Source organism: Microcystis sp. M_OC_Ca_00000000_C217Col, assembly GCF_007095585.1.
Taxonomy (GTDB): domain Bacteria; phylum Cyanobacteriota; class Cyanobacteriia; order Cyanobacteriales; family Microcystaceae; genus Microcystis; species Microcystis panniformis.
The window spans coordinates 1-14,122 of sequence record NZ_SFBV01000338.1 but is presented as its reverse complement, the minus strand read 5'-3'; the positions used below and the strand labels follow the sequence as shown (position 1 = coordinate 14,122).

Here is a 14,122-nt window from a genome sequence, read left to right as displayed (position 1 = left end):
TTTCCTCTAAGCTTGTACTCTAAAACAAACATTTTGCGTTATCGACCTACCACGCAAACTACTCTAGCATACTAAAGTTAAATTGGCAACTATAGATTAGAGTTATTCTTAGTCGTGCTTCGCTGTTCTATGCTGGCGGAACTTTTCATCTCCGAGGTGAACCCGAGAGATGAAAAGCCGACATTATAGGTAAAAAGCGATTTCTTTCTCCTTGAGAGGGGCAAAATCGGCGGCTAACAACAGCTGATTTAATTCCTCTTGGGGGATATGTTTGGCCCCGATGCGGACAATTCGCGATCTCATCGTGTTAGAAACCCCGCTTCTTTGTCGTCCTGCTTCCAAACCCATTACCCGGTGATAAAGTTCCAATTTTGCCGGGGGAATTGGGGAACCATCAAAATCAATGCCATTAGCGATCGCCACATCAATGGCATCAGCGCCCGTAGTTGTGGTTAAATTAGTTTCGGTGGACATAAAGACAATATAAAGGATCGTTGCTATTTTATCAGGCGATCGATATCCGCCGCTATGATCAGGAAAGTAATCTTCATTTCTGTGTAACTATGGCTCAATTGCCGACCTATCAACCAAAACAGTTATCCCTGGGCCCCCTGGAAGCGGAAATTCTCAATATTGTCTGGGAATTGGAACCCGTTAGCGTTAAGGATGTCCACGATCGCATTTTAGCGGATCCAGAACGAGATCTAGCCTATACTTCTGTGACTACGGTACTGCGTCGTTTAACTAATAAAGGCTGGTTAAGTTGTTATAAAAAGGGTCGGATTTTCTACTGGAAACCGATGGTTTCTAAGGAACAAGCACAGGCAATTAAAGCCTACGAACAATTACATCGTTTTTTGGCTATTGGTAATGCGGATGTGGTGGCTTCTTTTGCCGATAGTCTCGATACTGCTAGTGTCGAACAATTAAAAGCGATCGCATCTCGTTTAGATACCCTGCGTCAACAACGGAGAGAAAGCTAATGCACAGTTTAATGTTATTACTAGCATTAACTATCGCTATTGGTTTACGTTGGTTTCTGCCCAGCTATCAGCGTCGTTGGCAGATAACTCTATTTTTCTTTCTCTTTCCGCCTTTGCTGCTGTTAATGACAGTTATATCGGTGGTTTGTATGGGCTATCGCGGGCAAATGCTAGGCTATAACTCCAGTTTAATTAGTTACTTTAGTGCCATAATTTGGCTAGTTTTTGCTCTATTTTGTTTGATAAAACTCTCCTATCAAACTTGGCAAACCCATCGGGATTTTAGCAGTTATCCCCTCAAAAAAATCACCGCTCAGAAAGCGAGAGTTTTAGCAGTGGATTTTCCCTACAGTGCCAGAGTTGGCTTTTGGAAGTCGGAATTAATTGTGACGCAAGGATTATTAAATCTCTTAGATCAAGAACATTTACAAGCAGTTTTAGCCCACGAACAAGCTCACCAAGAATATCATGACACTTTCTGGTTTTTCTGGTTAGGTTGGTTGCGATCGATGTCTTCTTGGCTGCCCAATAGCGAGAATTTATGGTCAGAATTGGTCTTCTTACGGGAATTACGCGCCGATAAGTACGCTTCTGGACAAGTAGATTATTTACTATTAGCTGAATCGCTGCTTTTAGTGGCAGAAAAAGTTAATCAAGTAGCGGAAATAAGTTTCTCCGATAGTTGCTGTGTCGCTCTCAATGATCATTCTTTAAATAATCGTTTATTAGAGAGAATCGATGCTTTAGTCGAGTCAGAAAACCCCGAACTTCCCAGATTTAACTATCAAGTCTGGCTATTGCTTTCCCTCTCCCTCGCTCCTTTCTTACTCTTGCCTTTACACTCCTAAAAATGACCCTAGAAGTTGGACAAAAAGCCCCCGAATTTGCCACCCCAAACCAAAGAGGCGAAATTAGTAAATTAGCAGATTTTGCCGGTCAATGGTTGGTCTTATATTTTTATCCCAAAGATAACACTCCGGGCTGCAGCACAGAAGCGATCGATTTTACCGCTTTGTCACCGCAATTTCAGCAATTAAATGCGGTAATTCTGGGAGTTAGTCCCGATTCAGAGAAGTCCCACTGTCGTTTTATTGAAAAACACAATTTAACTATTCAATTATTGAGCGATCCCGATCATCAACTGGCGGAAATTTATCAAGTCTGGGGATTAAAAAAATTTATGGGCAAGGAATATATGGGGATTAAACGATCCACTTTCCTGATCGACCCCCGGGGAGATATTGCCTATATTTGGTCAAATGTCAAGGTAAAAGCCCATGCAGAAGCGGTTTTGAAAAAACTTGAGGAATTGCAGTAGCAAGCCCTCAGTACCCAATATTTACGGGTAGGCAATTGCGCCCTTTCGTGTTAGACTAGAAAAGTTGTCAAAAATCGCACATCTAGGCGATCGGGTGTTTCTAGGAATCTAGAAATCCAGCCCTAGATGGAGGATAAACCCGAAAAGGAGAAAAATATGCCCGTTGTCTCTCTCGCAGAATTGCTAGAGTCTGGGGTTCACTTCGGCCATCAAACGCGCCGTTGGAACCCGAAAATGTCTCAGTACATCTACACTGCCCGAAATGGGGTTCATATCATTGATTTGGTGCAAACTGCCCAATTAATCGAAGAAGCTTACGAATTTGTCCGAGGAGAAGCCGATAGCGGTAAACGCTTTTTATTCATCGGTACGAAACGGCAAGCGGCAGCAATCATTAAACAGGAAGCTTTACGCAGCGGTAGCCACTTCGTTAACCAACGCTGGTTAGGGGGAATGTTAACCAACTGGGAAACCATTCGCGGCCGGGTAGAAAGACTCAAAGAATTAGAAGAATTAGAAAATAGCGGCGCCCTCGATAAACGACCGAAAAAAGAAGCATCGGTACTGCGTCGGGAATTAGGCAAACTAGAAAAATACCTCGGTGGCATTAAAACCATGCGCCGGCTGCCGGATTTAGTCGTCGTAGTCGATCAGCGTCGGGAATACAACGCTATCCAAGAATGCCAAAAATTGGGCATTCCCATCATCTCCCTCTTGGATACTAACTGCGATCCTGACTTGGTAGATGTGCCGATTCCCGCCAACGATGACGCAATTCGCTCAGTCAAACTGATTTTAGGCAAAATTAGCGATGCGATCATCGAAGGTCGTCGCGGTGGTCAAGCAGCGGTGGAAGAATACGAGGAAGACTACGATAATGAAACCGAGTACGAGGAAGAAGGTGATTATTCCCAATACGCCGCCGAATTTGCCAGTGGAGACGACGATAACTAGGGAAAATTAGCTATTGATCGCAGCTAGGTTCGGGGGGAAACTTTCCGAGCCTATCGATCGGCAAAACCTGCCCCTCTCGTGGCATGATCAATTATAAGCAGTAGGTTAAGAATATTATGGCGGAAATTACAGCACAACAGGTTAAAGAACTTAGGGAAAAGACCGGCGCCGGCATGATGGATTGTAAGAGGGCGCTGACGGAAAACGCGGGGGATATAACTAAAGCGATCGAATGGTTGCGTCAAAAAGGGATTACTTCCGCCGAGAAAAAAGCCAGTCGGGTAGCGGCAGAAGGGATGATCGGCAGTTACATCCACACCGGCAGTCGCATCGGTGTTTTAGTGGAAGTGAACTGCGAAACCGATTTTGTTGCCCGTCGCGAGGAGTTCAAAAAATTAGTTAATGACGTGGCGATGCAGATTGCCGCTTGTCCTAACGTCGAATATGTGAAAGTGGCCGATATTCCCGCCGAAATCTCCGCCAAAGAAAAAGAAATTGAGATGGGACGGGACGATTTAGCCAATAAACCCGATAATATCAAAGAAAAAATCGTGGCCGGCCGCATTGAAAAACGTTTGAAAGAACTTTCTCTGCTTGATCAACCCTTTATCCGCGACCAGAACATTAGTATTGAGGAGTTGATCAAACAAGCGATCGCCGCTTTGGGAGAAAATATTCAGGTGCGTCGTTTCCAACGCTTTGTACTAGGTGAAGGGATCGAGAAAGAAGAAACGGATTTCGCCGCCGAAGTAGCCGCCCAAATGGGACAAAAAGCCCCGGAACCCGTAGCAGCAGCCCCGCAAGTGGAGGAAAAAGCTCCGGAACCGGCAGCGAAGGATAATCCGCCCGCTAAAGGCAAAAAGAAAAAGTAAGTTAAATGAAGATCAATCTGGTGGGGTGCGAGTTTCGTACCCTTTTTGTCTTCAGGGGGGTGGGGGACCTGATTTAAGTAGGTAGGCACAATTATTTGTAGGATGGGTTAGCGGTAGCGTAACCCATGCGGGCGTTGGGTTTCATGCTTCAACCCAACCTACGTTCATTTTATATTTAATTCCACCCACCCACTTATCAGTTATCAGTAAACAGTAATCAGTCAAAAGAAAAAAGAAAGTGGCAACCAAAGCAGATTCCTTGACTGGATTGTTTGGGAACAAAAGCCTATTCTTTGGCTACTTATTAAAAACTTTGTAAATTAAGATTATCTTATTTGCACTGGTGGTCCCTAGAGGTTGTCGAACGGAAAAAAATGCAGATTCAGGACAAAATCACCGAAATAGCCGCTAAAACAGCGAAAGCGATCGAACTTTCTCAAAATTATTTACTTTCTACCCAATACTCTGAGGGTTACTGGTGGGCAGAATTAGAATCTAATGTCACCATCACCTCAGAAGCAATTTTACTACACAAAATCTGGAAAACTGACAAAAATCGCCCCCTAGACAAATCAGCCACCTATCTGCGTCAGCAACAGTGTCCTAACGGCGCTTGGGAGTTATTTTATGGGGATGGTGGCGATCTTAGCACCACTGTGGAAGCCTACATGGGACTGCGACTATTGGGAATTCCCGCTAATGATCCTACTTTAGAAAAAGCCAGAGAATTTATCTTAGCTAAAGGTGGCATCAGCAAAACCCGCATTTTCACCAAAATGCACCTCGCTTTGATTGGTTGTTATGATTGGCTGGGGGTTCCCTCTATCCCCGCTTGGATCATGCTACTGCCGGAAAATTTCCCTTTTACTATCTATGAAATGTCCAGTTGGGCGCGGGGAAGTACGGTTCCTTTATTAATTGTTTTCGACAAAAAACCCGTGTATAAAATGGGTTTTAATCTCGATGAACTCTATACAGAAGTGGTGAATAATGTCAAGTATGAGTTACCAAAAAGTAACAATTGGTCAGATGTTTTTCTTTGGTTAGATGGGCTGTTTAAATGGGCAGAAAAAACTAATTTAGTTCCCTTCCGTCAAGAAAGTCTGAAAGCGGCGGAAAAATGGGTGATTGAACGACAGGAAGACACGGGGGATTGGGGGGGGATTATCCCGGCGATGTTAAATTCCCTGTTAGCTTTAAAAGCCCTAGATTATGATGTTGACGATCCGATTGTTGCCAGGGGTTTAAAAGCGGTGGATAATTTTGGTATTGAGACCGATAATACCTATTGTGTACAGCCCTGTGTGTCGCCGGTTTGGGATACGGCTTGGGTAATTCGATCGCTAATTGAATCCGGGCTAAATCCTGCTCATCCAGCTATGATTAAAGCAGGACAATGGTTAATCGATCAACAAATTCTTGATTATGGCGATTGGGCGATTAAAAATAAAATCGGAACCCCCGGCGGTTGGGCTTTTGAATTTGACAATCGCTGGTATCCGGATTTAGACGATTCGGCTGTGGTGGTGATGGCTTTAGAGTTAATTAAAATGCCCGATGAAAATATTAAAAAAGCTGTGATGAAACGGGCAGTTAATTGGATGGCTACTATGCAGTGTAAAGCTGGTGGTTGGGGGGCTTTTGACATCGATAACGATCAAAACTGGCTTAATTCTTTGCCCTATGCCGATCTAAAAGCAATGATCGATCCTAATACGGCTGATGTGACTGCCAGAGTTCTAGAAATGTTAGGCACTTGTGATGTTAACATGGAAGAAAATCGAGTTAAAAAAGCTTTGGATTATCTGGAAAAAGAACAGGAAGCTGATGGTAGTTGGTTTGGTCGTTGGGGTGTAAATTATATTTATGGAACCAGTGGGGTTTTATCTGCTTTAGCTTTTCTGGAACCGAATAAATATCGCCAGCAATTGCAAAAAGGAGCCAATTGGTTAAGCGGTTGTCAAAATGTTGATGGTGGTTGGGGTGAAACCTGTTTTAGTTACAATAACCCTAAATTTAAAGGACAGGGAAATAGTACCGCTTCCCAAACTGCTTGGGCATTAATCGGTTTATTAGCCGTCGGGAAAGTCACCGGCAATTATCAGCGAGAAGTGATTGAAAAGGGCGTTAACTATCTTCTTGTTACCCAAAAAGAAAATGGTACATGGAATGAAGATTACTTCACCGGTACAGGTTTTCCCTGTCATTTTTACCTGAAATATCATTTCTATCAGCAGTATTTCCCTTTACTAGCTTTGGGGCGTTATCGGGCTTTAATTTAGTCCGTTAATCTATGCGTTAGGACAGGAAATAAGCCTAACTGTCTAGCGCATTTTTTGTAACTAACTAGGAAAAAATAAATCAGGAGATATATTTAAAAAATTGGCTAATTTTTGAATGTAGATAGGAGTTAACTCTTGTTGCCCATCAAGAATGTCATCCAGGGTTGACTTGCTTTCAAAAATAGATAGCAAATCTTGCTTTTGTAGTTTTTTTTCCTCTAATATGAATTTCAACAATTCAAGTCCATAAATATCAGGTATTGGCTCTTGATTTTCCTCATACTCATAAATTAAAGCCCCTAAAACATTTAGATATTCCCTTTCTTCTGCCGTTAATTGGGGTTTGTCTAACAGGCGATTAATAACCTCCTGCATCATTTCTAAGTCTTCCTCATTGTGAATAGGACGAGGAGGGTATTGCTTTAATAATTCTAAGTATTTATCAGTGGCAAACATAATTTAATAATATCTATGGTTGATCGACTATTGCCTTTAGATACCTCACACCCTAATAATTAAGTATGTAGGGAGGCACAATTATTTGTAGGATGGGTTAGCGGTAGCGTCAACTATGCGGGCGTTGGGTTTCATGCTTCAACCCAACCTACGTTCATCTTATATTTAATTCCACCCACCCACTTATTATCCTGATGAGAAACCTCTATTTTCTCTTGCCCGGTACTACTTCTCCTTTTGGTGGGGGTGGACTGTGGGCAGAAATGAAAACTGTCAATTTGGCTAGTCAAATTTGTAGCGCCCAGATTGTGACTTATCGTCAAAAAGAGTTAAATTATCCTTTTTTAGAGGATATACTTGCAAAAATAAGCTCCGATGACAGTATTTTTGTGGTTAGCTGGGGTTTTGATGTTCCTAAACTGGTGCAAAAATTGCGATCGCATAATATCATTTATCATGCCCATAGTACAGGTTACGGCTTCCGTTTACCCTCCCAAATACCAATTATCACTGTTAGCCGTAATACTATGGGGTATTGGGGAGAAAAGGCTCCTAATGCTTTAATTTACTATCTTCCTAATCAAATTGGCTCAGAATTTCTCAATTTAGGCTTAGAAAGAGATATCGATGTCCTAGTACAGGGGCGCAAATCCTCAAAGTATCTTCTCAATCGTCTAGTTCCCGCCCTCCGTCCCCACTGCCGCGTTAAGGTTTTAGATAGCTATGTGGAGGATTTAGTGGGATTATTCAATCGCAGTCGGGTTTATCTCTACGATTCGGCTGAATATTGGGCTGTAAACGGTTTAACGGAGGGTTTTGGCTTACCGCCCCTGGAAGCTTTAGCCTGTGGTTGTACGGTATTTTCTAGTGTTAATAGCGCCTTAGCCGATTATCTCGATCCCGGTTTCAATTGTCAAAAAATCGGGGCTTATTCCACTCAATACGATCTGGAACGTATTCTTAATTATGCCCGTAATTTTCCCGTCAATTCTTTACCGGCTAATTTTCTCGATGATTATCATCCCGAAAAATTACTACCACGTTTTGAAACAATTTTAAGAGAAATTAATGATTTCTTTGATATTAAAAAACGCTATCCGGCTGATATAGAAGGTTTAGAACCCCTGCGACTTAAAAAATTATGGATGCAGAGTTCTCTGGCTAAACTTAAGAAAAAACTGTTTAAGTAGTGGTGATCTTTCCTTAATTAAGTGGGTGGGTGGAATTAAATATAAGATGAACGTAGGTTGGGTTGAAGCATGAAACCCAACGCCAGCATGGGTTACGCTACCGCTAACCCATCCTACAAATAATTGTGCCTCCCTACTTATTCGCCAATTCAAAAATCAAACGCACCACTCCTTAAGAGTTGACAGAGAAAGGCTGATCAGCTATTCAGTTATCAGTGATCAGTTATCAGTTATCAGTGAACAGGGATATCGGGAGAAAAAAGCTGATGGCTGACTCCCCAAAAGGAAAACTTTCTACTTCACCATTAAGATAACTGCTATATAATTATTTCTAACTCTTACCCCTAGGATATTTATGAAGCGAGGAATTTACATTACCGCTAATGATCGAGTTATTGATCAAGCGATCGCATTAATGAATAGTATTCGTTTGTACGATCCTGATTCTCCCGTCATCTTGATTCCCTACGACAATAATTATCAAAAAATTGCCGATTTATTAGCAGAAAAATATGGCGTTATTCTCTATCCCGATCTGCAATTAGTGGAAGAATTAGCACAAAAAATCTATGATATTTTTGGAGAAAAATTCTTTGCTCGTCCCAATCAATTTCGCAAGCAGGTGTGTTGGTTTGGAGAATTAGATCAATTTCTTTATATCGATACCGATATCGTAGTTTTTGAAAAAATAATAGATAATCTAAATTTCCTCGATACCTACGATTTTCTCTGCTGTGATTACCAACACAAAAAAGGGATTACTGATGTCTTTAATCCGATTGTTTTAGAACAGGGAATCTTCACAGAAAATGATCTAACTGGGATGTTTAACGGTGGTTTTTGGGCTAGTAAAAAGAATCTATTCTCAGAACAGGAGTTATATAGTTCTTTTCAAGAATGTGCCGCTCATCCAGAATATTTTGATTTTTCTCAAAAAACCTCCGATCAACCGATTATTAATTATACCATTCTCAAACGAGTTCCCAATCGATTTAATATTGTCCGCGCCCCGGGTTGTCAAGCGGGAAATTGGGGGGGAAGTTCTCATTTTCAACGTCAGGGGAATATCTTAATCGATCCGAGATTAAATCAGCCCTTAAAATATTTACATTGGGCAGGAATTCGCATCGAACCGGGATGTCCCTACTGGGATATCTGGAAATATTATCGTTATCTAGATGATCCTAATCCCCCCGCAGATCCGCCAGCAAGCAAACCCAAAAATCCTTTGCAGAGATTATTAGATAAAATCAAATTATAGGTTTGATTTTTCCTCTCGCATCACTAAGATAACTGCTGCAATTTAACTCCAATCCTGTTGCTCCTCGCTTTGGCGAATTTGATACACTTGTCCGTGACTGTGCAGTTGTCGAGTTTTTGCCCATAAACTAGCTTCATCTAACTGCCATTTTTCTAGGATTAAATCTAAATCTCTTTGGATTTCTCTTGCTCCCGGAAAGTTTTGATAACGTATGCGTAAACGAGCGCATTCAGCTAAGTTTAAATCATTGGGTTCTGATTGCAGCAGCTGATCAACAATCGGGCGATCTAGTCTTTCCTGTGGATGTTGTTGTTCTTGATTTTTACTAGCCATAATTAATCGAACCAACCGATTTCGGAATCCGTTAACTCTGTGGGGGTAGGATTGGGGGCAATATAACGGGCTAAAGTTGCCATTTCAAAGTTATAAAGACTGGGTTTCTTCGGCGCAGGTTTGCTAATTGGTGAGGGTTCAGGGGTGGGGGGGGGACTATTTTCTAGGGTTTTAATTTGATTATATAATTTTTCAATTAACTGTTTTTTCTCGGTTAATTCCGTCTGGGATTGACTTAATTGACTCGATAATTTTTCAATTAACTGTTTTTTCTCAGTCAGTTCTGTTTCTGTCTTACTTAATTGACTCGATAGTTTTTCAATTAACTGTTTTTTCTCGGTTAATTCCGTCTGGGATTGACTTAATTGACTCGATAATTGTGCCACCAAAGTAGTTTTTTCCAAGAGGACAGATTCTAACTGCTCGGTCTGTTGTTGTAACTGCTGTAACCTGACAGAGAGTTCCAGATGTTCTTGAAGTTCTTTTTCCAGAGAAATCACCTTTTCTTGGAGAGTTTGCTGATTTTTCTCGGTTTTTTCTAACTCTGTTGTCAAGTCGTTAATTTTTGCCTGTAGGGTGGCGTTTGTTTCCTTCGGACGTTTGGGAGAAGGAGAGGTTTGGGATTCTACCTCTTTATTAGCTTCTGTACGGATGAGATCGTTTAAATTACCTTTGGTCATAAGCTGTGCAAATAGGATATTACGATAGAATCGGATACTGTCAAGTGGGTGGGTGGAATTAAATATAAGATGAACGTAGGTTGGGTTGAAGCATGAAACCCAACGCCCGATTATGTTACGCTACCGCTAACCCATCCTACAAATAATTGTGCCTCCCTACTTAATTACCCCGATATACGGGCTTGATTAAGCTGGGGAATTGTTCCATAGGTTTTATTGTATAGCTTGAGGTCGATCGATCCCTGTCTATTTAAGGAATGAGAACAAATACCTAAATCTCGGTTTCGCTGGTAAGATTCTAAATTTTTCTGTAGTTAATGATACAGAATAGTAAATTTGTGTCAGACTGAAGGTAGAAGTTGATCGCACCTGTGGCAGGGATAAATTTATGAATATTGAAGAAAAAGCACGTCTTAATCTAACCCAAGAGCGACAAGCAGAAGGAATGCTCGAAGAAAACGTCTTAACTCGTACAGAGGAGCTTTTAGGGGAAGGGGAGGCAGAAACTGCGAAAGCGCGGGTTTTATTAACCGAAAATCGTCAAGAAGACGAAAAACTTCAAGATAAAATTTTAGAACGTTCGATCGAAGCTATGCAATAGCCTTTCGGTGAAGACTGGCAATATCCACACAAGTAGAGTTAAATGTCTGTAGAGACGTGGTTTTCCCCGTCTCTATTTCAATTCCCGATAACTAATCACTGTTAAACTAATCACTGTTCACGCTCTGGACAGTGAAAAAATGCAGATCCGAAGAAAACACCCCAATCCTGCCGTTAAAGTTGAGAGTTTGAGTTATGTGGTGAAAGTGCCAGAGGCACAACCACAAAATATTTTAGAAGAAATCGTTTGGCATAAAGAGATCGAAGTCGATAAATTGCGCGAAAGGTTGCCTTTATTAGAATTACGCCAAAAAATAGCCAATACTGCGCCACCTTGCGACTTTTTAGCCGCCTTAAAACAGGGTAAAACCCAACCCGCTTTGATTGCCGAAGTCAAAAAAGCTTCCCCGAGCAAGGGAGTTATCCTGGAAGATTTTGATCCTGTAGCGATCGCGCGTGCCTATGAACAGGGAGGAGCCACTTGTTTATCGGTTTTAACCGATAGTAAGTTTTTTCAAGGTAGTTACGAAAATCTTAGCCTCGTCCGGCAAGCGGTATCTTTACCCCTATTATGCAAAGAATTTATCCTTTATCCCTATCAAATCTACTACGCTCGCTCTAAAGGAGCCGATGCTGTCCTTTTAATTGCCGCTATTTTAAGCGATCAAGACCTAGCATATTTTGTCAAAATTGTCAAGGGTTTAGGGATGACAGCTTTGGTAGAGGTGCATAGTCTGGCCGAATTCGATCGAGTGTTAGCCATTGAGGGAATCGAACTAATCGGCATCAATAACCGCAATTTAGAGACATTTAAAGTCGATTTAGACAATACTCGCCAATTACTAGAAGCCAGGGGCGAAAAGGTGCGAGAAAAAGGTATTCTGATCGTCAGCGAATCGGGATTACACACAGCAACAGATCTGGCGAAAGTGAAGCAAGCGGGAGCAAATGCAGTTCTAATCGGCGAATCTTTGGTAAAACTGCCCGATCCTGCTGCAGGTATCCAAAAACTCTTTGAAAATCGGGAATAGGAGTTAGGAAGTGGGGAGATGGGGAAGTGGGGAAGTGGGGAAGTGGGGAGAAAAAAGCTAACTCCTGCCCCCTGCCGACCGCCCCCCTGCTTCCTGCGATATAATCAGAGTTTGCCGAATCTTAAATCATCCCCTCAGAATTGATGCGATCGAGATTTGGTTTTTTATCTTGTTAAATATAGCCCAACGAGAGAGGACGAACCATGGAAAATAAAAATATGTTGATGATTCCCGGCCCCACACCAGTGCCGGAAGCGGTATTATTGGCTATGGCTAAAGCACCTATAGGTCATCGGACGGGTGCTTTTAGCAAGGTAATCGCCGAATTAACCGAAAATCTTCAATGGTTGCATCAAACCAGTGGCGATGTCTTAATGTTAACCGCTTCGGGAACCGGTGCCATGGAAGCGGGAATTATTAATTTTCTCAGCCCCGGCGATCGAGTTTTGGTGGGGGATAATGGTAAATTTGGGGAACGTTGGGGGAAAGTCGCGAAAGCCTACGGCTTAAATGTGGATTTAGTTAAGGCAGAATGGGGTAAACCCCTAGATCCAGAAGCATTTACCGCTAAACTGACCGAAGACAAGGAAAAAGCCATCAAAGCGGTAATTATCACCCATTCAGAAACTTCCACCGGGGTTCTCAATGACTTGGAAAGCATTAACAAAGCGGTAAAAGACCACGGGGAAGCTTTAATTATCGTCGATGCTGTCACCAGTTTAGGAGCTTATCCTATTCCCATCGATGAATGGGGTTTAGATGTGGTCGGTTCTGGTTCCCAGAAGGGTTATATGATTCCTCCTGGTTTAGGTTTTGTTTCCGTGAGCCAAAAAGCTTGGAAAGCCTACGAAACCGCCAAACTGCCCCGTTTTTATCTAGATTTGGGCAAATACAAAAAAGCCACCGATGAGGATAGTTCCCCCTTTACCCCTCCAGTTAACCTGATGTACGGTTTACAAGCTTCTCTGCAAATGATGAGAAGGGAGGGATTAGCGGCAATTTTCGCCCGTCACCAACGCTTAACGCAGATGACGCGGGCAGGTATGCGCGCCCTGGATTTGCCCCTCTATGCGGCGGATTCCTGGGCTTCCACGGCGATTACTGCGGTGGCCCCCACTCTGGTGGATGCGGAAAAAATTCGCTCGACTCTCAATAAAAAGTTCGACATCGCTGTGGCTGGTGGTCAGGATCACCTCAAGGGTAAAATCTTCCGTATCGGTCATTTAGGTTTTGCTAGTGAGAGGGATATCCTCACGGTTATCGCTGCCATTGAAGCGACTTTAATCGAGTTAGGTGTCGAAGGTGTCACCCCCGGTGCCGGTGTGGCTGCGGCTGCCTCGGTGATGGTGCAGGGTTAATCTTGGTTTGGCTTTTCCCCTTCTCCCCAAAGAGGGGGATTTTTGCCGGAAGATATAGTTTATTATCTAATACCCGTGTGCAACTATATTTTTGGTCTTGATTTACAAGGCTTTCAATCCTTGGCTCTTCTAGGTTCTGTGTGAGCATGGTATAACAGTAACACAGAACAGGAGGTGGGTTATGTGGATAAATTTTGATCAACTCCTCGATTTACGGCTCTTCTGTGGAAACTAGGTCTATACTGATAGAATATCCGCAAAATAGTCCTAAAAGTCTTTCCCAGTAAACATTTCACGATTCCATAAGCAAAAATTATCACACAAAGTCGAGAAGAGCCGATTTACCAAATGTAACAGTGGTCAATTAATTGAATGTCCGAATTGCCATCAAACCTTGGACAGAATCAATCAGACAGAGTATAATCTAGTCAGAGATTTGTCAATATTAGGCAATCGAGTATATTTAGAAGTACCACGCCGCCCCCCAACCCTAGGGTTGATTCATTTAAATTAAGTACAGCTGATTTTGAGTCAATAAATTTGACTGAAGATTCTCACGTTTATCTTTCTCTAATCAAAAGAGTTAGTCACAATAACTAATCTTTAATCCTCTGCCAATGTTTATTATGAATAAATTGATAAAGCTTGTTCCCAAGCCACTAAAAGCCTATCTCTCTTGAAATTTTCTGAGAGTACATCCTGTTAATTTAGATAATTTTTCTGCTTCTTACGTCGATAAAACTATCAGTTTTTCCCAACGTTCAGCTAACCACCTCTGTCCCTCTGTTATTGAGAGAAAACCCA

Annotated in this window: 15 protein-coding genes and 1 pseudogene; 12 read left to right on the top strand and 4 right to left on the bottom strand. The window is 42.1% G+C overall.

Annotated elements, in window-relative coordinates:
• Positions 1 to 183: 183 nt before the first annotated feature.
• Positions 184 to 474 carry a small RNA NsiR4-regulated ssr1528 family protein gene (locus EWV66_RS21910; protein WP_002732452.1) on the bottom strand — a complete coding sequence of 97 codons (291 nt, stop codon included), beginning with the start codon at positions 472 to 474 and terminating at the stop codon, positions 184 to 186.
• Positions 475 to 494: 20 nt separating this feature from the next.
• Here EWV66_RS21910 and EWV66_RS21905 point away from each other — a divergent pair, with 20 nt between their 5' ends.
• From EWV66_RS21905 to shc, 6 genes are all read left to right on the top strand, one after another.
• Positions 495 to 983, top strand: coding sequence for a BlaI/MecI/CopY family transcriptional regulator (locus EWV66_RS21905; RefSeq protein WP_002761005.1), 489 nt, complete (start codon positions 495 to 497; stop codon positions 981 to 983).
• Positions 983 to 1,831, top strand: coding sequence for a M56 family metallopeptidase (locus tag EWV66_RS21900; protein WP_190381350.1), 849 nt, complete (start codon positions 983 to 985; stop codon positions 1,829 to 1,831). The genes EWV66_RS21905 and EWV66_RS21900 overlap by 1 nt, the downstream gene beginning before the upstream one ends.
• 2 nt (positions 1,832 to 1,833) lie before the next feature.
• The gene (gene bcp / locus EWV66_RS21895) at positions 1,834 to 2,301 is read left to right on the top strand and encodes a thioredoxin-dependent thiol peroxidase (RefSeq protein ID WP_287108724.1); all 468 of its coding nucleotides are present in this window, start codon (positions 1,834 to 1,836) and stop codon (positions 2,299 to 2,301) included.
• A 156-nt stretch (positions 2,302 to 2,457) separates the two neighbouring features.
• On the top strand, positions 2,458 to 3,255 hold the full coding sequence (gene rpsB, locus EWV66_RS21890) for a 30S ribosomal protein S2 (protein WP_043997933.1): 798 nt from the start codon (positions 2,458 to 2,460) through the stop codon (positions 3,253 to 3,255).
• Between the two features lie 116 nt (positions 3,256 to 3,371).
• Positions 3,372 to 4,127 carry a translation elongation factor Ts gene (gene tsf / locus EWV66_RS21885; RefSeq protein WP_052276442.1) on the top strand — a complete coding sequence of 252 codons (756 nt, stop codon included), beginning with the start codon at positions 3,372 to 3,374 and terminating at the stop codon, positions 4,125 to 4,127.
• Between the two features lie 374 nt (positions 4,128 to 4,501).
• The gene (shc, locus tag EWV66_RS21880) at positions 4,502 to 6,409 is read left to right on the top strand and encodes a squalene--hopene cyclase (protein ID WP_287108721.1); all 1,908 of its coding nucleotides are present in this window, start codon (positions 4,502 to 4,504) and stop codon (positions 6,407 to 6,409) included.
• Between the two features lie 60 nt (positions 6,410 to 6,469).
• Here the strand turns inward: shc and EWV66_RS21875 are convergent, their stop codons facing one another.
• Complete coding sequence (locus EWV66_RS21875) at positions 6,470 to 6,865, bottom strand: helix-turn-helix domain-containing protein (protein WP_072926951.1); 396 nt, start codon at positions 6,863 to 6,865, stop codon at positions 6,470 to 6,472.
• Positions 6,866 to 7,059: 194 nt separating this feature from the next.
• On the opposite strand from EWV66_RS21875, the gene EWV66_RS21870 reads away from it, so the two are divergent.
• Both EWV66_RS21870 and EWV66_RS21865 read left to right on the top strand, forming a co-directional pair.
• Positions 7,060 to 8,055, top strand: coding sequence for a glycosyltransferase (locus EWV66_RS21870; RefSeq protein WP_052276440.1), 996 nt, complete (start codon positions 7,060 to 7,062; stop codon positions 8,053 to 8,055).
• Between the two features lie 355 nt (positions 8,056 to 8,410).
• A complete protein-coding gene (locus EWV66_RS21865) occupies positions 8,411 to 9,316 on the top strand; it encodes an Npun_R2821/Npun_R2822 family protein (RefSeq protein ID WP_072926948.1) in 906 nt (301 codons plus the stop codon).
• 42 nt (positions 9,317 to 9,358) lie between these two features.
• Here the strand turns inward: EWV66_RS21865 and EWV66_RS21860 are convergent, their stop codons facing one another.
• Both EWV66_RS21860 and EWV66_RS21855 read right to left on the bottom strand, forming a co-directional pair.
• Positions 9,359 to 9,649, bottom strand: a complete 291-nt coding sequence (locus EWV66_RS21860; protein WP_046662919.1) for a DUF3288 family protein — start codon at positions 9,647 to 9,649, stop codon at positions 9,359 to 9,361.
• A 2-nt stretch (positions 9,650 to 9,651) separates the two neighbouring features.
• Positions 9,652 to 10,329, bottom strand: a complete 678-nt coding sequence (locus EWV66_RS21855; protein WP_072926945.1) for a hypothetical protein — start codon at positions 10,327 to 10,329, stop codon at positions 9,652 to 9,654.
• Positions 10,330 to 10,717: 388 nt separating this feature from the next.
• On the opposite strand from EWV66_RS21855, the gene EWV66_RS21850 reads away from it, so the two are divergent.
• From EWV66_RS21850 to EWV66_RS21835, 4 genes and pseudogenes are all read left to right on the top strand, one after another.
• Positions 10,718 to 10,930 carry a hypothetical protein gene (locus tag EWV66_RS21850; RefSeq protein ID WP_002735306.1) on the top strand — a complete coding sequence of 71 codons (213 nt, stop codon included), beginning with the start codon at positions 10,718 to 10,720 and terminating at the stop codon, positions 10,928 to 10,930.
• Positions 10,931 to 11,069: 139 nt separating this feature from the next.
• Positions 11,070 to 11,960, top strand: coding sequence for an indole-3-glycerol phosphate synthase TrpC (gene trpC, locus EWV66_RS21845; protein WP_287108717.1), 891 nt, complete (start codon positions 11,070 to 11,072; stop codon positions 11,958 to 11,960).
• A gap of 203 nt (positions 11,961 to 12,163) precedes the next feature.
• The gene (locus EWV66_RS21840; protein WP_287108715.1) at positions 12,164 to 13,318 is read left to right on the top strand and encodes a pyridoxal-phosphate-dependent aminotransferase family protein; all 1,155 of its coding nucleotides are present in this window, start codon (positions 12,164 to 12,166) and stop codon (positions 13,316 to 13,318) included.
• A gap of 364 nt (positions 13,319 to 13,682) precedes the next feature.
• Positions 13,683 to 13,799, top strand: a pseudogene (locus tag EWV66_RS21835) (transposase family protein); the annotation flags it as partial.
• Positions 13,800 to 14,122 lie beyond the last annotated feature (323 nt).

What these genes read in the sequence shown, in the direction of transcription:
- EWV66_RS21865 (WP_072926948.1), top strand. Translation starts at nt 8,411, where the DNA reads ATGAAGCGAGGAATTTACATTACCGCTAATGATCGAGTTATTGATCAA.
- EWV66_RS21860 (WP_046662919.1), bottom strand. Translation starts at nt 9,649, where the DNA reads ATGGCTAGTAAAAATCAAGAACAACAACATCCACAGGAAAGACTAGAT.
- shc (WP_287108721.1), top strand. Translation starts at nt 4,502, where the DNA reads ATGCAGATTCAGGACAAAATCACCGAAATAGCCGCTAAAACAGCGAAA.
- EWV66_RS21855 (WP_072926945.1), bottom strand. Translation starts at nt 10,329, where the DNA reads ATGACCAAAGGTAATTTAAACGATCTCATCCGTACAGAAGCTAATAAA.
- rpsB (WP_043997933.1), top strand. Translation starts at nt 2,458, where the DNA reads ATGCCCGTTGTCTCTCTCGCAGAATTGCTAGAGTCTGGGGTTCACTTC.
- EWV66_RS21870 (WP_052276440.1), top strand. Translation starts at nt 7,060, where the DNA reads ATGAGAAACCTCTATTTTCTCTTGCCCGGTACTACTTCTCCTTTTGGT.
- EWV66_RS21875 (WP_072926951.1), bottom strand. Translation starts at nt 6,865, where the DNA reads ATGTTTGCCACTGATAAATACTTAGAATTATTAAAGCAATACCCTCCT.
- EWV66_RS21900 (WP_190381350.1), top strand. Translation starts at nt 983, where the DNA reads ATGCACAGTTTAATGTTATTACTAGCATTAACTATCGCTATTGGTTTA.
- trpC (WP_287108717.1), top strand. Translation starts at nt 11,070, where the DNA reads ATGCAGATCCGAAGAAAACACCCCAATCCTGCCGTTAAAGTTGAGAGT.
- EWV66_RS21840 (WP_287108715.1), top strand. Translation starts at nt 12,164, where the DNA reads ATGGAAAATAAAAATATGTTGATGATTCCCGGCCCCACACCAGTGCCG.
- bcp (WP_287108724.1), top strand. Translation starts at nt 1,834, where the DNA reads ATGACCCTAGAAGTTGGACAAAAAGCCCCCGAATTTGCCACCCCAAAC.
- EWV66_RS21910 (WP_002732452.1), bottom strand. Translation starts at nt 474, where the DNA reads ATGTCCACCGAAACTAATTTAACCACAACTACGGGCGCTGATGCCATT.
- EWV66_RS21850 (WP_002735306.1), top strand. Translation starts at nt 10,718, where the DNA reads ATGAATATTGAAGAAAAAGCACGTCTTAATCTAACCCAAGAGCGACAA.
- tsf (WP_052276442.1), top strand. Translation starts at nt 3,372, where the DNA reads ATGGCGGAAATTACAGCACAACAGGTTAAAGAACTTAGGGAAAAGACC.